The sequence below is a fragment of the Nocardia sp. 852002-51101_SCH5132738 genome, assembly GCF_001665695.1.
Lineage (GTDB): Bacteria > Actinomycetota > Actinomycetes > Mycobacteriales > Mycobacteriaceae > Nocardia > Nocardia nova.
In genome coordinates, this window is sequence record NZ_LZML01000027.1 from 17997 (window position 1) to 40519 (window position 22523).

At 67.3% G+C, this 22523-nt stretch carries 20 protein-coding genes; 10 read left to right on the forward strand and 10 right to left on the reverse strand.

Features of this window, described 5'->3' with window-relative positions; genetic code table 11:
- Positions 1-40: 40 nt before the first annotated feature.
- The gene (locus tag A5789_RS04125) at positions 41-571 is read right to left on the reverse strand and encodes a class IV adenylate cyclase (RefSeq protein ID WP_064902145.1); all 531 of its coding nucleotides are present in this window, start codon (positions 569-571) and stop codon (positions 41-43) included.
- Positions 572-592: 21 nt separating this feature from the next.
- Positions 593-1246 (reverse strand): hypothetical protein, encoded by a 654-nt coding sequence (locus tag A5789_RS04130; RefSeq protein ID WP_064902144.1) that lies wholly within the window; start codon positions 1244-1246, stop codon positions 593-595.
- 378 nt (positions 1247-1624) lie between these two features.
- Between A5789_RS04130 and A5789_RS04135 the strand changes: the two genes are divergently transcribed.
- On the forward strand, positions 1625-3703 hold the full coding sequence (locus A5789_RS04135; RefSeq protein WP_064902143.1) for a thioredoxin domain-containing protein: 2079 nt from the start codon (positions 1625-1627) through the stop codon (positions 3701-3703).
- 177 nt (positions 3704-3880) lie between these two features.
- Here A5789_RS04135 and A5789_RS04140 read toward each other — a convergent pair whose 3' ends face one another.
- Positions 3881-5392, reverse strand: a complete 1512-nt coding sequence (locus A5789_RS04140) for an adenylate/guanylate cyclase domain-containing protein (RefSeq protein ID WP_036526294.1) — start codon at positions 5390-5392, stop codon at positions 3881-3883.
- A 105-nt stretch (positions 5393-5497) separates the two neighbouring features.
- On the reverse strand, positions 5498-6121 hold the full coding sequence (locus A5789_RS04145; protein ID WP_064902154.1) for a hemolysin III family protein: 624 nt from the start codon (positions 6119-6121) through the stop codon (positions 5498-5500).
- 304 nt (positions 6122-6425) lie between these two features.
- Here A5789_RS04145 and A5789_RS04150 point away from each other — a divergent pair, with 304 nt between their 5' ends.
- Positions 6426-7220 (forward strand): isoprenyl transferase, encoded by a 795-nt coding sequence (locus tag A5789_RS04150; RefSeq protein ID WP_063016981.1) that lies wholly within the window; start codon positions 6426-6428, stop codon positions 7218-7220.
- A 93-nt stretch (positions 7221-7313) separates the two neighbouring features.
- Positions 7314-7919, forward strand: coding sequence for a hypothetical protein (locus tag A5789_RS04155; RefSeq protein WP_063016979.1), 606 nt, complete (start codon positions 7314-7316; stop codon positions 7917-7919).
- 27 nt (positions 7920-7946) lie between these two features.
- Here A5789_RS04155 and coaA read toward each other — a convergent pair whose 3' ends face one another.
- A complete protein-coding gene (gene coaA, locus A5789_RS04160; protein ID WP_064902142.1) occupies positions 7947-8879 on the reverse strand; it encodes a type I pantothenate kinase in 933 nt (310 codons plus the stop codon).
- Positions 8880-9143: 264 nt separating this feature from the next.
- Between coaA and A5789_RS04165 the strand changes: the two genes are divergently transcribed.
- Positions 9144-10340 carry a hypothetical protein gene (locus tag A5789_RS04165; RefSeq protein WP_063016974.1) on the forward strand — a complete coding sequence of 399 codons (1197 nt, stop codon included), beginning with the start codon at positions 9144-9146 and terminating at the stop codon, positions 10338-10340.
- Positions 10341-10898: 558 nt separating this feature from the next.
- Positions 10899-12197, forward strand: a complete 1299-nt coding sequence (gene glyA, locus A5789_RS04170; RefSeq protein WP_064902153.1) for a serine hydroxymethyltransferase — start codon at positions 10899-10901, stop codon at positions 12195-12197.
- Positions 12198-12306: 109 nt separating this feature from the next.
- On the opposite strand, the gene A5789_RS04175 is transcribed toward glyA, so the two are convergent.
- Entirely contained in the window at positions 12307-12579 is a 273-nt protein-coding gene (locus A5789_RS04175) for a hypothetical protein (RefSeq protein ID WP_030518599.1), read from the reverse strand.
- A gap of 302 nt (positions 12580-12881) precedes the next feature.
- Here A5789_RS04175 and A5789_RS04180 point away from each other — a divergent pair, with 302 nt between their 5' ends.
- The 3 genes from A5789_RS04180 to A5789_RS04190 all read left to right on the forward strand — a co-directional run bounded on the left by A5789_RS04180 (position 12882) and on the right by A5789_RS04190 (position 16089).
- Positions 12882-14261, forward strand: coding sequence for a PhoH family protein (locus A5789_RS04180; RefSeq protein WP_030518600.1), 1380 nt, complete (start codon positions 12882-12884; stop codon positions 14259-14261).
- 256 nt (positions 14262-14517) lie between these two features.
- On the forward strand, positions 14518-15111 hold the full coding sequence (locus A5789_RS04185; RefSeq protein WP_063910885.1) for an LGFP repeat-containing protein: 594 nt from the start codon (positions 14518-14520) through the stop codon (positions 15109-15111).
- A gap of 120 nt (positions 15112-15231) precedes the next feature.
- Positions 15232-16089 carry an acyl-ACP desaturase gene (locus tag A5789_RS04190; RefSeq protein ID WP_064902141.1) on the forward strand — a complete coding sequence of 286 codons (858 nt, stop codon included), beginning with the start codon at positions 15232-15234 and terminating at the stop codon, positions 16087-16089.
- Positions 16090-16189: 100 nt separating this feature from the next.
- Here A5789_RS04190 and A5789_RS04195 read toward each other — a convergent pair whose 3' ends face one another.
- Complete coding sequence (locus A5789_RS04195; RefSeq protein ID WP_036505026.1) at positions 16190-16633, reverse strand: limonene-1,2-epoxide hydrolase family protein; 444 nt, start codon at positions 16631-16633, stop codon at positions 16190-16192.
- Between the two features lie 80 nt (positions 16634-16713).
- Positions 16714-17427, reverse strand: coding sequence for a TetR/AcrR family transcriptional regulator (locus A5789_RS04200; protein WP_063016968.1), 714 nt, complete (start codon positions 17425-17427; stop codon positions 16714-16716).
- A 96-nt stretch (positions 17428-17523) separates the two neighbouring features.
- Here A5789_RS04200 and A5789_RS04205 point away from each other — a divergent pair, with 96 nt between their 5' ends.
- Positions 17524-18708 (forward strand): FAD-dependent monooxygenase, encoded by a 1185-nt coding sequence (locus A5789_RS04205; protein WP_064902140.1) that lies wholly within the window; start codon positions 17524-17526, stop codon positions 18706-18708.
- 61 nt (positions 18709-18769) lie between these two features.
- Here A5789_RS04205 and A5789_RS04210 read toward each other — a convergent pair whose 3' ends face one another.
- The gene (locus A5789_RS04210) at positions 18770-20176 is read right to left on the reverse strand and encodes a class II fumarate hydratase (RefSeq protein ID WP_063016964.1); all 1407 of its coding nucleotides are present in this window, start codon (positions 20174-20176) and stop codon (positions 18770-18772) included.
- 154 nt (positions 20177-20330) lie between these two features.
- Positions 20331-21068 carry an IPT/TIG domain-containing protein gene (locus tag A5789_RS04215; RefSeq protein ID WP_064902139.1) on the reverse strand — a complete coding sequence of 246 codons (738 nt, stop codon included), beginning with the start codon at positions 21066-21068 and terminating at the stop codon, positions 20331-20333.
- 379 nt (positions 21069-21447) lie between these two features.
- On the opposite strand from A5789_RS04215, the gene A5789_RS04220 reads away from it, so the two are divergent.
- Complete coding sequence (locus tag A5789_RS04220; RefSeq protein ID WP_064902138.1) at positions 21448-22443, forward strand: hypothetical protein; 996 nt, start codon at positions 21448-21450, stop codon at positions 22441-22443.
- Positions 22444-22523: the final 80 nt, after the last annotated feature.

The following is a 22523-nucleotide window of genomic DNA, read 5'->3' on the forward strand; positions in this document are numbered from 1 at the left end:
TTGGGGCGTCCGGGTGTTGTGGTGCGGTCCGGAGGATCGCTCAGAAGCGAAGTTCGGGAATGGTGTTCAGGTCGAATCCGTGGCGAGCGTAGATCTTGATCGTGTTCTCGCCGGTGAGGTCATGCTCCGTATAGCCGAGCAGTTCGGCGACCCGGATCACGTCCTCCGTCGTCGCTGCTTCGATCTCCAGATACGGAGGAATCAGGGGCCACGTATCTATTTCGAGCTGGGCACCTTCGAGAGTGAAGCTCGCGCGCTTGGTCTCTTGGTACGACTTGGGCATGAAGCCCATCAGCTTCAGCAGTTCGTTGGCGGCGGTGAAGTCACTGACGGTGACCTCTACCTCGTGAGTGCCGTCAATGGAGTCCTTGGTGATCTGCTTGACGGCGAGCGTGATGCCGTTTCCGTTGTCGCGCAGTCTGATCCACTTGGATTCATCGCCGGGGGTGATGTCGTAGACGTAGCGCCGCATGAACCGGTCGCCGAGCTTGATTCCCCCTTTGTCGAGGATCCTACGTTCGGCGGTCCGAGGATCGATGCCGAGAATCTTGGCTTCGTGCTCGATAGGCAATGTGTCTCCAAACGTGCTGTGTCACAGCGAGATTTGTCCGGCACGCCGGGCGGCGAGTCGGTCGTACTCGGTGTCGCGCAAGGTGAGGATTTCGCGGCGTAGGGGGCTGCTCAGGAAGTCGGACAGCGGTAGGCACAGGTCCATGCGCTGGATGCACACGCCGACCTGGAATGTGCCGGTCCGGTCGTAGTACAGCCGTACACCGTAGAAGCTCTCTTCGCAATCGGTCCCATTGTTGAACCGGCATCCGGAACATGTGCCTGGCAAGCGGACCGGCCGAATCTGCTTGAAGAAGATGCGTCGTCCATCCGGCAGACGGTAGGCGGTCCGTGCACCGGATGCGCCTGCCGTGATATGTAGAGACTCGGCGACGGCACCCCGGTCAGCGAGGATCCGCGAGATGGCTTCGATCGAGGTTTGTCCGCCATCGAGCGAGTTGAGTAGCCGTACGGTCAGCCGCGGGGAGTGCTCGTCGAGGAGGCGATGTACCCGCGGCGCGTGCGTGTAGTCAGGAACCACGAGATTGGCGTTGGCGTCGACTCCGTTCACGTCGCACGCGGCGATGGAGAGCGCGAGCGCTTCGAGCTTCCGTTGTGCCAGAACAGGGTTGCGGTAACGGCTGTGTTGAACCTCGGCTAGTTCAGCCGCGGTTGTGCCGAAGATTGAGAAGTTCACCCGGCCGAGTCCAGCCTCAGCGCAATCCGGGATTACTCGTTCACCGCGTTCTCCGTTCGAGGTCATACCCACCCGAAAACCGGCCTCGGTGCTATCGCGGTCAATCGCGCTACGCCTGGGTGCGAGGCCGGCAGGAAGGCAGATTGAATTTCACGACCAGCGCGAACGACATGAGGCTCCCTCGAACAGCGTGTGCGGACAGTCCGGAGGATAACCCGCACGGCCGTGCGGCCCTCATGTCACGAGTATGGGGCCGCTTCCCGTCTCGTGGACGATGGCTCGAGTGCTCGGCCTGGACCGGCCGGTCACCGCGCAGTGCGGCTCGGCTGCCCGGTCAGCGGGTGTCGCTGTGTGTCGGTCCTGTGGGAGGGTGGACCCATGAACCGCTTGGCCGACGCAACTTCTCCCTACCTGCGCCAGCACGCCGACAACCCCGTCGACTGGCGGGAATGGAGCGCCGAGGCGCTGGCGGAGGCGCGCTCGCGGGATGTGCCGATCCTGCTGTCGGTCGGTTACGCCTCCTGTCACTGGTGTCACGTGATGGCGCACGAATCGTTCTCCGATCCGGCCACCGCCGAACTGATGAACGCGAATTTCGTCTGTGTGAAGGTCGATCGCGAGGAACGGCCCGACATCGACGCGGTGTACATGTCCGCGACCGTCGCGATGACCGGGCAGGGCGGGTGGCCGATGACGTGTTTTCTCACGCCGGCCGGGGAGCCGTTCTACTGCGGCACCTACTATCCGAAATCGCCGCGCGGCGGTATGCCGTCGTTCACCCAGCTGCTGACGGCGGTCGCCGATACCTGGACCAATCGCCGTGCCGAGGTCGACCAGGCCGCCGGTCAGGTGGCGCAGGCGCTGCGGGACCAGGGCGCCGGACTGCCCGCGAGCGAGTTGACCGTCACGCCCGAGTTGCTCGCGCACGCGGTCGCCACGGTGCTGCGCGATGTCGACGAGCGCTACGCCGGATTCGGCGGGGCGCCGAAATTCCCGCCCTCGGCGCTGCTGGAGGGCCTGCTGCGCCATTACGAGCGCACCGGGGAAGACGCTGCGCGACAAGCGGTTTCGGCGACCTGCGCGGCCATGGCGCGCGGGGGAATCTACGATCAGCTGCGCGGTGGCTTCGCTCGCTACTCGGTCGATGCCGCCTGGGTGGTTCCGCATTTCGAGAAGATGCTCTACGACAATGCGCAACTGCTGCGTGCCTACGCGCATCTGGCACGGCTGGAGGCGAGCGGTGAACCGGGTACGGGCGACCCGCTGCCGCAGCGGATCACCGAGGAAACCGCGGCCTTCCTGCTCACCGATCTGCTGACCGCCGAGGGCGGGTTCGCCTCGGCCTTCGACGCCGACACCCATGTGGAACCCGGGGCGCCCGGAATCGAGGGCGCCACCTACGTGTGGACGCCGCCGCAGCTCACGGAAGCCCTCGGTCCCGAGGACGGCCCCTGGGCCGCAACGATCTTCGGCGTGACGCCCGAGGGCACGTTCGAACACGGCACCTCCGTGCTCACCCGGTACACCGATCCCGGCGCCGGACCGGGCGAGGATCCCGCCGACGCCCGCCGCTTCGACGACATCCGGCAGCGGCTGCGCGCGGTGCGGGACCGGCGGCCGCAACCCGAGCGCGACGACAAGGTGGTCACCGCCTGGAACGGCATCGCGATCACCGCCCTCGCCGAGGCGGGTGCCGCACACGACCGGCCGGAATGGGTCGACGCCGCGGCGCGGTGCGCGCGGTACCTGCTGGACCGGCACCTCGTCGACGGCCGTTTGATGCGCGCCTCACTGGGCGGCGCGACCGGTAACGCGCCCGCCGTCCTCGAGGACTACGCGTGGCTGGCGACCGGACTGCTGACCCTGCACCAGGCCACCGGCGAACTGTCCTGGCTCGACCGGGCGCAGCAGCTGATCGACGCCGCCACAACCCTTTTCGAGGACCCGGCACAACCCGGCAGTTGGTTCGACACGGCCGTCGATGCCGAGGAACTCGTCGCCCGCCCGCGCGATCCGCTCGACGGGGCGACCCCGGCCGGGGCCTCCACCTTCGCCGAAACCCTGCTCACCGCCTCCGCCCTGAGTGTCCCGGACCGCGCGGCCCGTTACCGCACGCTGGCCGATGCCACCCTCGACGCAGGTGCCATCGTCCTGGCCCGTGCGCCGCGCTCCGGCGGCCAGTGGCTCAGCGTCGCCGAGGCGGCACTGGCCGGGCCGATCCAGATCGCGATCTCGCAATCGGCCGACGCCGACGCTAGCGCCGAACTGCTCGGCACTGCACGGCGTTTCGCCCCTGGCGGTGCGGTCATCATTGCCGGACAGGCAGATTCGGCGCCGCTGCTCACCGAGCGCCCCGCACTGGGAGGCGCCCCGGCGGCCTACATCTGCCGTGGCACCGTTTGCGATCTCCCGGTCTCGGATCCGCAGCGGGTGCGCACAGCACTGGTGGGAGAGTGAAGCGCCGCTGATCCGGTAGCGGCATCCATTCGATGCCGCCCAGCTGTATTCGGGTCTCAGACGGCTTACACGGTACCGAAGCTGAGCGTGCGGGGTGGGCGACGGCGTGAATCGGAGGTAGCGAGAGGTTCACGTGGTGACGATGGGTGCGCGGCATCCGGCCCGGCGCAGCCGCCCTCACTCCTCGACCGGAGCGTTCGCGCCCAGTCCCACCGGTTTGCGATCGGTCCAGCACGCCGTCGGCTCCCGGCGGCCGCGCAGCTGGATCTTGTCGTAGAGCACCCACCGGGAACGTTCGGATTCGGTCGCCGCGTCGATCACGGCCTGGCTGGCCAGGATCCGGCGGGGGACCTCCTTGGCCTCGGTGGTGAGCCGGGAGGCCTCATTGACAGCGTCGCCGATCACGGTGAATTCCAGCCGGGTGTCGGTGCCCACGTCGCCGGCGAAGACGCTGCCGCGCGCCAGGCCGATGCCGATATCGAATTCGCCGCCGAGGGCCACCTCGTCGCGGATGCGCCGCGCGGCGCGCAGGGCGGGAGTCGCGTTGTCGCCCAGAGCGATCGGGGCGCCGAAGATGCACAGCGCCGCATCGCCCTCGAATTTGTTGACCAGCCCGCCGTTGTCCTCGGTGGCCGAGACGACCACGGCCAGTAGGCGATTGAGCTGATCGACGAATTCGCGCGGCGCGAGTTCGGTCGACATCTCGACCGATCCGGTCACGTCCACGAACAGCGCGGTCACCACCCGTACATCGCCGGTCAGGTCGACGCCGCCGGCCAGTGCGCGTTCGGCCACCTCGTTGCCGACGTGGCGGCCGAAGACGTCGCGCATGCGTTCGCGTTCGGACAGATTCTCGGCCAGCTCGTTCACCGACAGTTCCAGGCGCCCGATCTCACTGGCGCTGGTGATCGGCACCCGCGCGGACAGTTCCCCGCGCGCGATCCGGTCCAGCGCCCGCCGCAGCGTCCCCAGCGGCGCCGCCACCGACCGGGCCAGCGTGGCGGTGGTCAGCGCCCCGACCAGCAGGCCGACCAGCGACATGTACAGCGCGGTCCGCACCCGATCGGTGGCGTCGGCCACCGGATCGCCGAGGACGGTGATCAACATCAGCAGCGGCATCGCCCCGGCCACCGCCCAGGAGATGACCAGCCGGTTGAGCACCGTGGCACTCCAGTGCGAGGTACCGCCGAGCACCCGCGCGATGACCGGGATCGTCGGCCGGATGAGCCGGTCCACCACCAGGAAGGTGAAGCCCGCCGACTCCAGCCCGCCCAGGAAGAACATCGCCCCGATCGCCCACAGGGCCCGGGTGGGCACCACCTGGGCGAACAAGGCCGTGGCGATGGCGACACCCGGTATCCAGATGGCCAGCGCCCGCACTGTGATGGCGATGGGTAGTCGGAGTAGTCGCTCGGCCTCGGGACGGGTGGGCCGGCGGGTCTGATCGATCCAGCTGAAGTAGTACACCCGGTCGCGCACCGCCAGCACGATGCCGGCCAGTGCGCCGATCACCGGATAGATCGCGGTCTGGGCCACGGCACTGAGCCAGTCCTCGCCGAGGTTGCCGAGAAATCCGCTCAACCACAATTCGACGACGATCACCGCGAGGCCGCCCAGATTGCAGACCATCACCACCGTCGAAAGGCCCCAGCGCGCACGCAGGGCCCAGAGCACGAGTCGACTGGTCATAGCCCCTGGCAGTGGTCTGGTTCGGTATTACCGGTTTCGGACGTATAGCACGAACGAGCATAGAACCCGCCCGTACGGCCGCGGCAGGTTACCGGTGATCTTGCCCTACGAGAATACGACCAACCAGATCGCGACGTAATGACACAGGGCAGCGAGAACCGTTGCCGCGTGGAAGAATTCGTGGTGACCGAAGACCTCCGGCCACGGATTCGGCCATTTCGCGGCGTACAGGATCGCGCCGACGCTGTATGCGATGCCGCCGATCAGCAACAGCACCATCGGTGTGACGCCCACATTGTGGGTGAGCGTCGCGGCGACCGGCACGATGGCCCAGCCCAGCAGCAGATACAGCGGCACCCCGACCCAGCGCGGCGCGGTCGGCCACAGCACCTTCAATGCCACCCCGGCGACGGCACCCGCCCAGACCACGCTCAGCAGGGTGATCCCGGTGCGGCCGGGCAGCCCCAGCAGGGCGAACGGTGTGTAACTTCCCGCGATGAACAGGAAGATCATCGAATGGTCGGCGCGCTTCATCCGGGTGCGGGTGCGTGCGGACTGCCACGTCACCCGGTGGTAGACCGCGCTGATGCCGAAGATGCCGCAGACGGTCACGCCGTAGACCAGCGTCGACCAGCCCGCGGTGGCGGAAACAGTGGCCGAGAACGCGACGAGCACCGCCACGGCGATGGCCGCGACGCCGACCGCGTAGGTGTGGATCCAGCCGCGCATCCGCGGTTTGACGGCCAGGGTGCGCAGCCCCTTCTCGGCCAGATGCTCGAGTGTGGACACCTCCCCGCAGACCGGATTTGCCGAGCTCACCGATTCGGACACTAGTTCCCTCCTGAGTAACCTACGGTTGCGTAGGTTAGTTCTTCAGCCACTGTACCGGCAGTAGGCTCCGCGTGCCGGACGCCGCCGCGATAGGGTCGATCGGAACCGGGGAACTGATTCGTGGTGTCCGCTGCCATTCCTGCGCAGCAGAAATTGGCGGAGAACTCGGGCGGCACGCGAGAGGTGGATAAGGTTGGCAGCCGTGAAGCTTGCTAGTCGGGTGCTCAGCGGTAAGGTGCGCAACCTGCCCTATCGCATCTACGAAGCGCAGCTGTCGAAACAGCTGGCAGGCAAACAGCATCCGCGTCACGTCGCGGTCGTTTGTGACGGAAATCGCCGCTGGGCGCGGGAGAACGGCTTCACCGACGTCACCCACGGCCACCGGGTCGGTGCGCTGAAGATCGCCGAACTGGTCGGCTGGTGCGAGGCCGAGGGCATCGAGATGGTGACGGTGTATCTGCTCTCGACCGAGAATCTCAGCCGCTCCGCCGACGAACTGGAAACCCTGTTCGAGGTGATCACCGATGTGGTCGAGGAGTTGTCCGCGCCGGAGAACAACTGGGGTGTGCGCATCGTCGGGTCGCTGAAGGGCCTGCCCGAGGATGTCGCCCGCCGCATGCAGAAGGCGGCCGACGAAACGCACGGTCGTGGCGGTGTGCACGTGAACGTGGCCATCGGCTACGGCGGCCGGCAGGAGATCGCCGACGCGGTGCGCTCGCTGGTGCGGCAGGAGATCGCGGCCGGGGAGACCGGTGAGGATCTGGTGCAGTCGATCACGGTCAACGCGATCGGCCAGCATCTCTACACCTCCGGTCAGCCCGATCCGGACCTGGTCATCCGCACCTCGGGAGAGCAGCGGCTCTCGGGCTTCCTGCTGTGGCAGAGCGCCTACTCCGAGATCTGGTTCACCGAGGCCTACTGGCCGGAGTTCCGCCGCGTCGACTTCCTGCGCGCGCTGCGCGACTACGCCGCGCGGCATCGCCGTTACGGAGTGTGAGCGGGCGGGCCGCAGATAACGGCCCGGCGCAGGATGTGTTGCATTGCATGATCATCCCCCGATCCGGTCGTGTGCTCGCGTACCGTCGCGAACATGAGCGAGATGCGGGGCGGGCCGGGTGGTGCGACGGAGGTGGCCGGAGCGCCGGTGCCCTACGTCACCTATGCCGAATTCGGCCGGCGATTCGTGGCCTACGCGGCGTCCGAACAGCGCATATCCGCTGTTTTCGCCCAATTGGCAGGTAGCGCATTCGATTTCGGCCCGATCGGGGTCGGCCCGGCGCATCTGGCGAAGGCCTCGGCGCAGGTGCGACTCGGTGATCCGGTGCTGGAGCGCTCGGTCGGCGAGGTCGTCGGCTTCGAGCTTGCCATCCCGCTCGATATCGATCTGCTGCTGGATCTGGCCGTCGATCGCCACCGCTTCGAGGTCAGGGGTTTCGTCCACGTCCACCTGACGGTGCGCACCGCGGCGCCGCTGCGGATCCTCATCGATATCGCCGAACCGCGTCCGGGCGATGTGCGGATCAATGTGGCCACCACGACCCGGCGCGGCCAACTGCTGCGGCTGCTGGCCAGCGTCGATCACGAGATCCGCCGGTTCGTCGCCCGCTATGTGGCCAACGAGATTCGCCAACCGCATATCGCGGCCGTCCGCGATATCGATGTCGCCGCACGGCTGGACGCGGCCTGGCCGGCCTGATTCGCCAACTCGTCGAAAGGAACCGAATCAGAGCTTGCGCAGCCGGATCCGGTTGATGCTGTGGTCGGAATCCTTGCGCAGCACCAGGGTTGCGCGTGGCCGCGTCGGGAGGATGTTCTCCACCAGATTGGGCCGGTTGGTGGCGTTCCAGATCTCCTGGGCGGCGATGGTCGCCTCGGAATCACTGAACTTCGCGTAGTGGTGAAAATGCGACTGCGGGTCCGCGAACGCCGTTTTCCGAAGGGAGAGAAAGCGATCGACATACCACCGCTCGATATTCTCGATGCGCGCGTCGACGTAGATCGAGAAGTCGAACAGGTCCGAAACCATCAGCCGCGGCCCGGTCTGCAGGACGTTGAGCCCTTCCATGATGAGGATGTCGGGCTGGCGCACGCAGTGGAACTGGTCCGGCAGAATGTCGTAGGCGATATGCGAATACATCGGTGCGCACACCTCGGACGCACCGGATTTGACCTCGGTGACGAAGCGCAGCAGCTTGCGCCGGTTGTAGCTTTCCGGGAAACCCTTGCGGTGCATGATGCCGCGCCGGGTGAGCTCCGCGGTGGGATAGAGGAATCCGTCGGTGGTGACCAGATCGACGCGCGGATGGTGATCCCAGCGCGCCAGCAGCGCCTGCAATACGCGGGCAGTGGTCGATTTACCGACCGCCACACTGCCGGCGATGCCGATGACGAACGGCACCTGATGATCCGGATGCGTTTCGCCGAGGAAGGTCGCGGTGGCGGCGAACAGCCGCTGCCGGGCGGCGACCTGGAGATGGATCAATCGGGCCAGCGGCAGATAGACCTCGGCGACTTCTTCGAGATCGATCTGCTCGCCGAGACCGCGCAGGCCGATCAGTTCTTCCTCGGTGAGGATCAGCGGAGTCGATTTACGCAGGGTGCGCCATTGTTTGCGATCGAATTCGACATACGGACTCGGCTCGCTCATCCGGGCCACCTACGCACACTCCCGGTCCGGAGTTCCCCCGCTGGGCGGGCGCGCCACCACCCGCAACGACGTCACCGATGAACCTGTGCCGTGCCCGGCGCGGTGAAATGCGCTCGACAGTCCTCGCATAGGCGAATTCTCCTCGGAGTGGGCACCGCGCCGAACGCGGGGTATTATTACTCGCCGGTAACCCTGGGTGACATTTCTCTCTCGACCGACGGGTTTCGGTCGCCGGCGAGGCCGGGAACGGGGAAGCGGCTATCGTCGGATGTCATGGCTGCGCATCCGCTCGTCACCGAATATCTGCGCCTGGGACTGGCATTCGACCGATTGGAACCCGGCTTCGTCGACGCCTACACCGGCGATCCCGCGCTGCGCCGGGCGGTGGAGTCGGCGCCCGCGCCGCAGCCGCGCGAACTGGCCGACCGGGCAGCGGCCCTGCGCAAGGAACTGCCCGAGGCCGGGCTGAGCGAGCAGCGCGCCGAATTCCTGGAGGCGCATCTGCGCGCGCTGGAATGTTCGGGACGCAAGTTCGCCGGTGACGACATCTCCTTCATCGAGGAGGTGCGGTCCTATTTCGACGTCGATATCGCCCTCGGTGACGTCGAGGACTATCGGGACGCGCACCGGCAGCTCGACGAGGTGCTGGCCGGTGACGGCTCGCTGCTGGATCGGATGACCGCACATCGGCGCGCCGACGAGATTCCGCCGCAGCGCCTCACCGAATGTGTGCAGGCGTTCTCGGGCGCACTGCGCGAGTTGGTGCGCGAACGCTATCCGCTGCCGGATCACGAGCAGGTGGAATACGAGATCGTCGGCGACAAACCGTGGTCGGGATTCAACTACTACCTCGGCAATTTCCGGTCCCGGGTCGCGATCAATTCCGATCTCAAACAACATATGGCGCAGCTGCCGGCGCTGATCGCGCACGAGGCCTATCCCGGTCACCACACCGAACACTGCCGCAAGGAGGCCGGGCTGGTCGCCGCCGGACAGGACGAGCAGACGCTGTTCGTGGTGAACACGCCGCAATGCCTGATGGCCGAGGGGCTGGCGGATCTGGCGCTGAAATCGATCATCGGCCCGGACTGGGGAATCTGGGCGCAGGAGATCTACGCCGACCTCGGCCTGCGATTCGACGGCGAACGCGCACAACGACTGTCGAGCGCCTCGGCGAAACTGCTGGCGGTCCGCCAGGATGCGGCGCTGTTGCTGCACGATCGCGGCCGCAGTGCCGACGAGGTCGCCGAATTCCTGCAGCGCTGGAGTCTGACCACACCCGAGCGTGCGCGGCAGTCCCTGCGTTTTCTGTCCTCGCCGCTGTGGCGGGCCTACATCAGCACCTATGTGGAAGGGTATCGCCTACTGGGCGGGTGGCTGGATCGCGCGGTCGACACCGACGATCGGGTGGCGCGCTTCGGCCGGCTGCTCGACGAGCCGCTGACGCCGGCGGCGCTGCGCAGGATGTGAGGACGCGCCGTAGCGAGAATCGGGGAATATTCGGCCCCGGACATTCGGTGGCGATGTCCGTACGCGGAAATAGTTAGCACGGCAAACAATGGCGACCGTGATCGGCATCGCAATATCCGGTTCGGGGCTATCGAGTAATTCGCCGGAAATCCGATTTCGAGCGCCGACCGGATCCGCGCCCCGACTCGCGAACCCGGCCGAAGGGTGTCGGTGCTACTACGCGCCCCAGCCCGCGCACCCGGCGTTGCCGCCGGAGGAGATGGTGCAGGCGGACTTCAGGATGGCGAAAAGCATGTCCTGAATCGAGTTACCGGTACCCGCGGTGAAAAACAGCATGTGAACCCCTGATGTGATCGAATGAGTCGATGACGCTGTCACAGTCGTCGACAGCGCGGCGAATGTTACGCCTTTTTTACACAGTGGGCAGCCCCGTTTTATGGGGGCGCAACGGGCCGGTGTGCAGTCGCTATTACGCCTCGGCGGGTATCGAGGTCGCCGCGCCCGGCACCGGTGCGGGGCACAACGGAGCGGCCGGGGGCCACCACATAGACTGTGCGCGTGACCCAGACGACCGCCCCCTCTGTCAACACCCAGTCGCTCGCCGATCTCGATCCCGAGCTCGCCGCCGCGATGGCGGGCGAACTCGCCCGTGAGCGCGACACCCTCGAGATGATCGCCTCCGAGAACTTCGTGCCGCGCGCGGTGCTGCAGGCACAGGGCAGCGTGCTGACCAACAAATACGCCGAGGGTTATCCCGGTCGCCGCTACTACGGCGGTTGCGAGCACGTCGACGTGGTGGAGAATCTCGCGCGCGAGCGGGTCAAGGAGTTGTTCGGCGCCGAATTCGCCAACGTGCAGCCGCATTCGGGCGCACAGGCCAACGCCGCGGTGCTGATGTCGCTGATGAATCCGGGCGAGAAACTGCTCGGCCTGGATCTGGCGCACGGTGGTCACCTCACGCACGGCATGCGGCTCAACTTCTCCGGCAAGCTCTACGAGGTGCACGCCTACGGGGTGAGCAAGGAAGACCACCGCGTCGACATGGACGAGCTGCGCAAGCAGGCGCGCGAGGTCCGGCCGAAGGTGATCGTGGCCGGCTGGTCGGCCTACCCGCGTCACCTGGACTTCGCGGCGTTCCGCGAGATCGCCGACGAGGTGGGCGCCTACCTCTGGGTCGATATGGCGCATTTCGCCGGTCTGGTCGCCGCCGGTCTGCACCCCTCGCCGGTGCCGCACGCGGATGTGGTGTCCTCGACCGTGCACAAGACCCTGGGTGGTCCGCGTTCGGGTCTGATCCTGGCCAAGCAGGAGTACGCGAAGAAGCTCAACAGCGCCGTGTTCCCGGGCCAGCAGGGCGGTCCGCTCATGCACGTGATCGCCGCGAAGGCCGCCGCCTTCAAGATCGCCGGCACCGAGGAGTTCAAGCAGCGCCAGGCACGCACCCTGTCGGGCGCCAAGATCCTGGCCGAGCGCCTGACCGGCGCCGATGTCGCCGGTAACGGCGTCACCGTGCTGACCGGCGGCACCGATGTGCACCTGGTGCTGGTGGATCTGCGCAACTCGCAGATGGACGGCCAGCAGGGCGAGGATCTGCTGCACGAGGTCGGAATCACGGTGAACCGCAACGCCGTTCCGTTCGACCCCCGTCCGCCGATGGTCACCTCCGGCCTGCGCATCGGCACCGCCGCGCTGGCCACCCGCGGCTTCGGCGACACCGAATTCGCCGAGGTGTCCGACATCATCGCCACCGCGCTCGCGGGCAAGGCCGATCTCGCCGCCCTGCGCGCGCGAGTGTCCAAGCTGGCCCAGGACTTCCCGCTCTACGACGGCCTGGAGGACTGGAAGCTGCTCGGCTGAGCCGTACCGCAGTGCGATCGACCCCGGTAGCCGGACCCGGCCGCCGGGGTCGATCTGTGAGTGCCCTTGTCCGCCAGGGCATCTCGCTTCGCGGTCGGTCCGGCAGCGCTCAGTCGCGGGTGCTCAGGTATTCGATGTACATGGGCCGCAAGGCCTCGGCGATCTCGCCCTCACCGGAGTGCATGTAGTCGTCGAGCATCGGCAGCACGTACTTGATGTCCGCCTCGCTCTCACCGATGTTCCCGGTGGCGGCCTCCGCCGCCGGAATCTGCTCCAGCAGCCGCCACAGGAACTTGACGTCGCCGTGCCGGACGGCGTGCTTGACCGCTCGGTCGTGCAGTTCCTTCGACGACAGCTTCTCCAGCTCTGCCACATCGCTCATGTAGCGACTCTAGCGGGTTCGGCCGGGTGGCCGGGCAACTCCGTAGCTGACCGATAGCTACCGGTCGGCGTTCACTACCTATTCATCGACACACCTGTCATCTCGGGAGCCGGAATCGCGAAATCGCAGTACCGTCGAAGTGCGAGCCGCGTCGGTGTGGCTCGTCCGGGAGGTTCTGATCGTGGCTGAGCAACTCAGTACGAGAGGGCCGGTACCCGGCCCTCGGGTCGTTTGACCCCAGGGCGGACCGGCCCAGCGAGAACGTCCGTGCGGGTATGGCACGGACAACAAAGGAGCCCACCGTGACTGATGCACGCTCCGTCATCGCTCCCTCGAAAGCCCGCTCCGACAAGAGCGGAGGCTCCGGAAAGGGAGCCGGCACCTCGCCCCGCAAATCCTTCGTGATCGACACCTCCGTGTTGTTGTCCGACCCCTGGGCCATGACGCGTTTCGGTGAACATCACGTGGTGTTACCGCTGGTGGTCATCAGCGAACTGGAGGCCAAACGGCACCATCACGAACTCGGCTGGTTCGCCCGCGAAGCCCTGCGCAATCTCGACGATCTGCGTTTGGAATTCGGCCGGTTGGACCTGCAGGTCCCGATCGGCACCGAGGGCGGCACGCTGCAGGTGGAGTTGAATCACACCGACCCGGAGGTGCTTCCGGTCGGGTTCCGCACCGACACCAACGATTCCCGCATCCTCGCCTGTGCGCTCAACCTCGCCGCCGAGGGGCAGCGAGTAGTGCTGGTGTCCAAGGACATTCCGCTGCGGGTGAAGGCGGGCGCGGTGGGCCTGCCCGCCGAGGAATACCACGCCCAGGACGTGGTGATCTCCGGCTGGACCGGAATGACCGAGCTCGAAGTCGGCGCCGAGTGCGTCGACCGGCTCTACGCCGATTCGGTCATCGATCTGGACGAGGCCCGGGACCTGCCCTGCCACACCGGGATTCGGCTGCTCGGCGCCAAGGGCAGTGCGCTGGCGCGGGTGACCGCGGACAAGCGAGTGCAGCTGGTCCGCGGCGATCGGGAGGCCTTCGGCCTGCACGGCCGCTCCGCCGAACAGCGCATCGCCCTCGACCTGCTGCTGGACGAGAGTGTGGGCATCGTCTCGCTGGGCGGTAAGGCCGGCACCGGCAAATCGGCCCTGGCGCTCACAGCGGGCCTGGAAGCGGTGCTGGAACGGCGTTCTCAGCGCAAGGTGGTGGTCTTCCGGCCGCTGTACGCGGTCGGCGGTCAGGAGCTGGGCTATCTGCCCGGCAGTGAGAGCGAGAAGATGGGTCCGTGGGCCCAGGCGGTCTTCGACACCCTCGACGGCCTGGCGAGCCCGGAGGTGATGGAGGAGGTGCTGGCCCGCGGCATGCTGGAGGTCTTGCCGCTCACCCACATTCGCGGCCGGTCGCTGCACGATTCGTTCGTGATCGTGGACGAGGCGCAGTCGCTGGAACGCAATGTGCTGCTCACCGTGCTCAGCCGGTTGGGCAGCGGCTCGCGGGTGGTCCTCACCCACGACGTCGCTCAGCGCGACAACCTGCGGGTGGGCCGCCACGACGGTGTCGCGGCGGTGATCGAAAAGCTCAAGGGCCACCCGCTTTTCGCTCACGTCACGTTGACTCGCAGCGAGCGCTCGCCGATCGCCGCGCTGGTCACCGAGATGCTGGAGGAATACGGGCCCAACGCCTGACGGCGGCCGGCCGAGCGAAAACCCCGAGGCGGTAGCGGACCTGTTCCGCTACCGCCTCGGCGGCAAAAGGTGTGTCCCAGCAAACATTCGGAATATGGTTCAGATCACACGGTGGCGGGTATCTTTCCGCAAGAACCCTGCTCGACGTGATTGTCGGTGTGTCGGATAGGTTCGCCGGATCATTGCCGAGCGGTGGCCTGTGGGTCGGTGGTGTCGCATGCGGCACTGTCTGCCTTCACCTTCCGAGAGGATGAACATGCACCACTTCGCTCGACGTTCCGCCGCCGTTGTGATGGCCTTCGCCGGGACGGCGCTGCTGTTCACCGCCGCCTGCAGTAACGACAACAACGACAACAACAGCTCGGGGACCACCACGACCCATGCCGGTGCTGCCGAGACCACCGGCGCGATGGCTACCGGGACCATGGCTACGGGCACCATGACGCCGGGCGAGACGCCGCCGGGCGCTGCCGCGGCCACGGAAACCAAGATCGCGACCCAGAACGGCCAGGAGATCGCGGTCTCCGGCCACATCCTCACCAAGTACACCGACATGGGCGGTGTGCAGAGCCCGCTCGGCGAGCCCACCGGCGCCTCGGTCCAGGGGCCCAACGGTGGTTCCTGTCAGGAGTTCACCGGCGGTGCGATCTGCTGGAGCGAGCAGACCGACGCCCACGTGGTGTGGGGCGATATCCGCACGGCCTGGGAGAGCAACGGCGGCGTGAACGGCAAGCTCGGCTATCCGACCAGCGACGAGAAGGACAACCCGACCGGTAAGGAGAGCGACTTCACCGGCGGCACGATCACCTGGAACTCGGCCGATCGGCAGACCACGGTAACCGCCAAGTAGGCGACCCGCGCGGCGCGGCGGCGAGGCATCGTCACGGTCTCGCGGGCCGCGCCGCTGTGTATCGCACGACGTCCGCGCGTAATTCCCCCGTTCGGCCCGGGCAGCCGGTACCTTGTCGGGGTGCAAACTCAGTTGACCGATCGTGAGCTGCTGGAATCGCTCGCGCACGCGGTGGAAGACAATCTCCGGCGCCACACCGAACTGGCGCAGGTCTGGCAGCCGCACGAATACGTGCCCTTCAGTGACGGACGCAATTTCGGCTTCCTCGGTGGTGTCGACTGGGATCCGGAACAGGCCACCCTGGGCGAGGTTGCCACGGTTGCGCTCACCGTGAGCGTGCTGATCGCCGACAATTTGCCGTCGTACCATCGCGAACTCGGCAAGTACCTGCGCACCGGGCCGTGGTGGCGCTGGGTCGGCCGGTGGACGGCCGAGGAGAACCGCCACGAGATCCTCATCCGCAACTATCTGATGGTGACGCGGGCGCTGGATCCGGTCGAACTCGAGCGCGCGCGGATGGAGCATATGACCACCGGCTTCCGCCGGCCGCCGCTGCATCTGCTCGATGTGCTGGCGCTGTGCGCCTTCGAGGAGTCCGCCTCGGCCGTGCGGCATCGCAATATCGCCGCGCTGCAGGAGAATCCGATGGTGACGGCGATCGCGGACCGGATCGCGCTCGACGACGAATTGCAGTCGGAGTTCTTCGGCAATCTGGTCGCCGCGGCGCTGGACCTGGTGCCGGATCAGGCCATGCGGGCGATCGCCGATCGGATCGCCGAGTTCCGGGTTCCCGAACTCACCCTGCGCGACGGCCGCAACAGTACCGACGTCCTGGCCGAGGCCGGCATCTACGAACCGAAGCGCGCCGGCGAGCTGGTTTTCGCGCCTCTGCTGGAACGCTGGAACATCTTCTCGCGCACCGACTTCGGTACCACCGGTGAGGCGGCGCGGGCGGAGATCGCCCACCTGCGCGGCTGATGTCGCGACGGTCGTGGTGTGCCGGTGCGCGCACGACGACCTCGAGCACCGGCCGGTGCGGATCCTCGGTCCGCGCCGGGCGCCGCTCGGCTGCGCGTGCTCAGCGCCGACGGACCAGGTTCCAGATCCCCGCCGCGGTGCCGCGCAGGAAGTTCTCCCAGCTGAAGTGGTCGTGCCACAGGGTGATGCGGCCGTCGACGAGTTCGAACGTGCCGCATACCCAGAACCCGATTTCCAACGGGCCCATGCGCAGGTAGTCGGTGCGCTCGGTCAGCACCGTCTCGCCCTCGACCGCGGGCGCGCCGTCGGTTTCCGCGGCGATGTGGTGCATATCGGCGCGGAAACCGAACGCATCGCGACTGAGCCCGCGCAGCACCGCGCCGACCCGGTGAATGCCCCGGATATCGGGCAGCGACGTGTTCTTCCAGACGATGTCGGGATCCAGCAGATCCAGCGCCTCGTTCACCGCGCTCATTTCCATCGCGGCGAAGAACTCGCGCACCGTGGTCACGGCGTTCTGTTGTAGCTCCGGTAATTCGGCCATAGTCCGACTGTAGGCGTGCGAGGGCGCGGACGGGGGATGATCGGGCTCGTTTCGGCTCGTCGTCGGGTGTTCGGCGCGGTTCAGCCGCGGCGCCGGGCGATCAGCGCGGCCACTCCGTCGAGGATGCGCTCGATGCCGTAGCTCAGGGCCGCGTTGCGATCGTCGGCGGGGGTGTCGGCGAAGGCGGCCACGACCTCGGGATAGCGGTCGGCATGAGCGGCCAGCACCTCGCCGACCTGCCGGGTCATCTCGCTTTCGGCCTGTTCGGGGCCGGTCGCGGCGGTCTGCTGCACCAGGCTGCGGACGTGGCCGTTGAGCAGCACCACCGTGTCGAGGCGTTCGGAGCCCCGTAGACCCGTGCCGGCCAGCGGGGCCAGTGCGGCCTCCATCCAGCCCAGTTCGTTCGGGCCGAGCGGCCGCGCGCCGGCGGTGAGTTCGATGGTCCACGGATGCGCCCGATAGCGCTCGTACATCGTGTAGGACCACTGCCGCAGCGCCTCGCGCCAGGGTTCGGGGTCGGATTCGGCGGCCTCGACCTGCGGCGGCTGTCCCATGCCATAGTCGAGCATCAACGCGGTGAGCTCGGCTTTTCCCGGCACGTAGCGATACAGCGCCATTTTGGCGCAGCCCAGCCGCTCGGCGAGCCGCTGCATCGATACCGCGGCCATCCCGTCGGCATCGGCCAGCGCGATGGCCTCGGTCACGATGCGCTCCAACGACAGCGACGGCTTGGGGCCACGCCGGGGGCGCTGCGAAGTACCCCACAGCAGTTCGTGGGCAGTCGGTCCGGTCATGACGCCATCCTCTCCGAATCCGGGCTTGACGGGAAACTGCGTCCAACATACGCTAATTAGCGTCCTGCAGACACAGTTACTGACCGAGGGGTCCTCATGCGGAATACGACAGTTCTCATCTCCGGTGCGAGCATCGCCGGCCCGGCGCTGGCCTACTGGCTGCAGCGCTACGGCTTCGCCGTCACCGTCGTCGAGCGGGCGCCCGAATTGCGGCCCGGTGGTCAGGCCGTCGACTTCAAGGGCGCGACCCACCGCACGGTGCTCGAGCGGATGGGCGTCTGGGAGGAGATCCACTGCCGGCAGACCGGCAAGACCGATATGGTCCTCACCGACGCGGAGGGCCGCGAATTGGCCGTCATGTCAGGCGATTTCACCGGTGGCGATGTCGAGATCCTGCGCGGGGACCTGGCCGAGATCTTCTACGAGCGCACCGCGGACCGCTGCGAATACCTGTTCGGCGATTCCGTCGCCGCGCTGCGCGAGACCGCTACCGGTGTCGAGGTGGAATTCGAGAACGCGTCCGCCCGCACCTTCGACCTGGTGGTCGGATGCGACGGTATCCACTCCCGGGTGCGCGCGCTGGCCTTCGGTCCCGAGGCCGACTATGTCAAGCACCTGGGCTACTACTACTGCACCGCCGGTGCGGCCGGCTGGGGCCACGATCCGAACGGGCCGCGGCAGCGCAACCGCTCGCTCGCCTACAGCGAACCCGGACGGCTCGCGGTCCGCGGCGGCAACAAGGCCGCGCACATGTACATGTTCGCCGCCGATCGGCTCAGCTACGACCGGCGCGACGAAGCGGCGCAGCGGCGGGTGCTGGCCGAGGCCTTCGCCGGAGCCGGGGGACCGGTCCCGGCGATGATGGCCGAACTGTCCGGACTCGACTCCTTCTACCTGGACTCGATCGGGCAGGTCCGGATGAAGGGCCGCTACACCACGGGCCGGATCGCGCTGGTCGGCGACTCCGCGTACGGAAATACGCTGGGCGGCTTCGGAACCGGGCTCGCGGTGGTCGGCGCCTATGTGCTGGCCGGTGAGCTGGCGTTGGCCGGCGGCGACCACACCGCGGCCTTCGCGCGGTACGACGAACTGATGAAGCGCTACGCCAAGATCGCGGGCAACAGCAACGCCGGCCGCTTCCTCGCGCCGCGCACCGCCCGCGGGATCCGGATGCGCAACTGGTTCCTCGGCTCGCGCATGTTCGACCTGATGCTGAAGTACACCGACAATGCCGCCAACGACATCGAATTGCGCGACTATCCGGCGCTGGTGGCGGCCTGAAACGCACTTCCGGATCCGACCTCCCGGCGCGTCCCGGCGGTCGGATCCGGAGACCGTGTGATCAGTCCTGTTCCTCGACCTTCGCCATCGACAGCACGTCCAGCCGGCGATCGAGCTCCTCCTCCGACAGCTTCTCGCCGATCAATCCGCGATCGACGACCGTCTCGCGAATCGTCTTGTTCTCGCGCAGTGCCTGTTTGGCGACGGCGGCCGCTTCCTCGTAGCCGATGGCCGAGTTCAGCGGTGTGACGATGGACGGCGAGGACTCCGCGAGCCGGCGCAGCCGTTCGGTATCGGCGGTCAGGCCGGCCACGCACTTGTCGGCGAAGAGGCGAGACACATTGGCCAGCAACCGAATCGACTCCAGCACGTTGCGGGCCATCATCGGAATGTAGACGTTCAGTTCGAAAGCGCCGTTGCCGCCGCCCCACGCCACCGCGGCATCGTTGCCGATCACCTGGGCGGCGACCTGCGTAACAGCTTCCGGCAGCACCGGATTCACCTTGCCGGGCATGATCGAGGAGCCCGGCTGCAGATCCGGCAGCTGGATCTCCGCGAGCCCGGTGAGCGGTCCGGACCCCATCCAGCGGATATCGTTGGCGATCTTGGTGAGACTGATGGCGATGGTGCGCAGCGAACCGGAGATCTCGACCAGACCGTCCCGGGCGGCCTGGGCCTCGAAGTGGTTGCGGGCCTCGGACAGTTCGTCCAGCCCGGTCGTCTTGCGCAGTTCCGCAACGACTTTCGCGCCGAAGCCGGCGGGCGCGTTGAGTCCGGTGCCGACGGCGGTGCCGCCGATGGGCAATTCACCGAGCCGCGGCAGCGCGGCGACCAGGCGTTCGGTACCGGCCTCGACCTGGCGGGTGTAGCCGCTGAACTCCTGGCCGAGCGTCACCGGAACGGCGTCCATCAGGTGGGTACGGCCGGATTTCACCACGGTTCGCCATTCGGTGGCCTTGTCCAGCAGTCGCAGCCGCAGATGATCCAGCGCCGGAAGCAGTTCCTTCACCACGGCCTCGGTGGCGGCCAGATGCGTCGCGGTAGGGAAGGTGTCGTTGGACGACTGGGACATGTTCACGTCGTCGTTGGGGTGCACGGTGATGCCGCGGGCGGCGGCCAGGCTCGCGATCACCTCGTTGGCGTTCATGTTCGAGCTGGTGCCGGAGCCGGTCTGGAAGACGTCGATCGGGAACTGGTCGTCGTGGCGGCCCTCGGCGATCTCGTTCGCGGCGGCGATGATCGCCTCGGCCTTCACACCGTCGAGCAGCCCCAGATCCCGGTTCACCGTCGCACACGCGGCCTTCAGCAGGCCGAGGGCGCGGATCTGAGCGCGTTCGAGGCCGCGGCCGCTGATCGGGAAGTTCTCCACCGCCCGCTGCGTCTGCGCCCGCCACAGCGCGTTCACCGGAACGCGGACCTCGCCCATGGTGTCGTGTTCGATGCGGTACTGCGTCTGGTCGTCGGTCATAACTCGACACTAAGCCGGTTGGCGGAGCGAATGGGCTGCCACGCCTGAGGCTTTTCGCACAGGAACCGGCGGAATACCGGCGGTTCGTTCGGATCGCGGCGCGACCGGGCCGCCGGCAGGCGATGCCCGCCGCCGGCCGGCCGCACTGCTGTCGTCACACGAAGGTATAGGCGAGACCGTTGCTGGTCCCGCCCGAGCCGGTAACGGTGACCTGCACCGTGCCCGCCGCATGCGCGGGGGCGACGGCGGTGATCTGGGTGCTGGAGTTCACCGTGAACGTCGTGGCGGTCGTGCCGAACCGGACGGTCAGCGGGCCGGTGAAGTCGGTGCCGGTGATCGTCACATTGTTGCCGCCCGTCGCCGGCCCGGAGGCCGGGGAAATGGAGGTGATGCTCGGTACGACGACGTACACGTAGGTCACCGAATTGCTGGTGCCGCCGGGCCCGGTGACCGTCACCGACACGATCCCGGTGCCGGCGGGTGCGACGGCGGTGATCTGGGTGTCGGAATCGACGGTGAACGAGGTGGCCGGAGTAGTACCGAAATTCACCGCGGTGACTCCCGTCAGGCCCGACCCGGTGAGCGTGACCGTCGTCCCGCCCGTGGTCGGCCCCTGGTTGGGGCTGATGCCGCTCAGCGCCGGAACCGCGAGGTAGGTGTACGTCACGCCATTGCTGGTACCGGCCGAGGTGGTGACGGTGACCTGCACGGCGCCGACCGAGCCGGCGGGGGCGATCGCCGTGATCTGGGTGGGTGAATCCAGAGTGAAAGTCGTTGCGGTCGTACCGAATCGGACGGTGGTCGGCCCGGTGAATCCGGTACCGGTGATCGTGACGCTCGTTCCTCCCGTGGTCGGACCCGAGGTCGGGGAGAGTGAGGTGATGGTCGGCATGGCGCTGCCTCCTTACTGCCGGTTGAGATCTCCGGCGCAACCTGGCCGGCTGCCCGAGTTGCGCCGGCGTCCTGCACCTTCCATTAACGTCCCGGAAACACGCCGTCGGACGGTCTGCCGGGTTCGTTTTCGTCCGTTATCGGAGCCGCCGCGGCGCGGAGTGCAGTCGATCGGTCGCGACCATCGCGTATCGGGTCGAAACGGACGAAACCGGATCGGAGATGCGTTGCCCTGCAACGCGGTAGCGCGCTTAATGGAAGTGCGGGTCACCACCGGGTGGGGCGGAACTTCCCGCGCCTTGCCATAGCTGTACCCGGGTAGGCCCGGTTGTTCGAGTCGCCGCCGCGGGGGCCGGTGGTCGCTGAGTGAGGGGGTTTGCTTGGCTACCGTTCTGAAGACGCTGCTGGCGCAGCGCCACCTCGAGAGCCACTCGGATTTTCTGGCCGCGTACGACGCCTGTGCCGCACGACTCGACCCGCCCGTCCCGCCCGGGTACGGGCCGGCGAAAACCCAGTTCTATCAGTGGCTCTCGGGCAAGATGGTCGGACTTCCCCGGGGCTACCACTGCCGGGTGCTGGCCGAGATGTTCCCCGGCTGGACGGTTCAGAACCTGTTTCGGACGGCAGCCGGGGCCGCGCCGACCGGCGGGGGAGTGCTCGAAACCGGTCTTCCCGCCACCGATATCGAACTCGAGTCGTTCCTCGGAAGCGAAATGCTCACCACCGGAATCGCTCTCGTCTACCCCTCCCTGGAGCTGCCCCTGCGATCCGTGCCGGCGCACCGGGCGGTCGATACTGCCGACCTGTGCGCAGTCGAGGGACGACTCCGCGCGTTCGCGGCCGATCATCGCTTGAATGTGCTGGCGGCATTGCCGGAGCGGGAGGTTCGCGGACTGCTGTATGTGTTGTCCATGCTTCAGCGCCGGACCGGCCTCTCGGCCGATGTCCGGAGCGACCGGGAGGTTGTCGCGCACGACGACCGGCCCTACATCGCCTTCGGGCTGACCGGAAACGCTTGCACACGGAGGTATCTCGACACCGCCGACCGGCGGCTGTTCACCCTCGACGACAGCGCCGCCGGATCGGAGCAACTGGCGTTGACCGACGGAAGCCGATTCGGTCCGAGCGGAGGACACAGCATCGGCATCATCGCGCGAGTGCGGACGAGCCCGGCGCTGCACCCCACCCGATACCGGATTTTCTGCGCCGGCTTGGGACCGAGAGGTACCACCGGGGCGAGCTGGTACCTCGCCAGCTCGTGGAGTCTCTTGCAGCGCCGAGTCAGTGACCACGAGTTCGTCGCCGTCATCGACGTCGGGGACGACGGCGACGAGACTGCCCGCCTCGAGTATCTGCTGATCGAATCGGCGCAGTGAGGCGCGAGTCCGGCACTGCGCTCCCACCCCCGAGCGCCGTCGAGGCAGATCCCTGTCGACGGGTTTCGGCCGCCTCGATT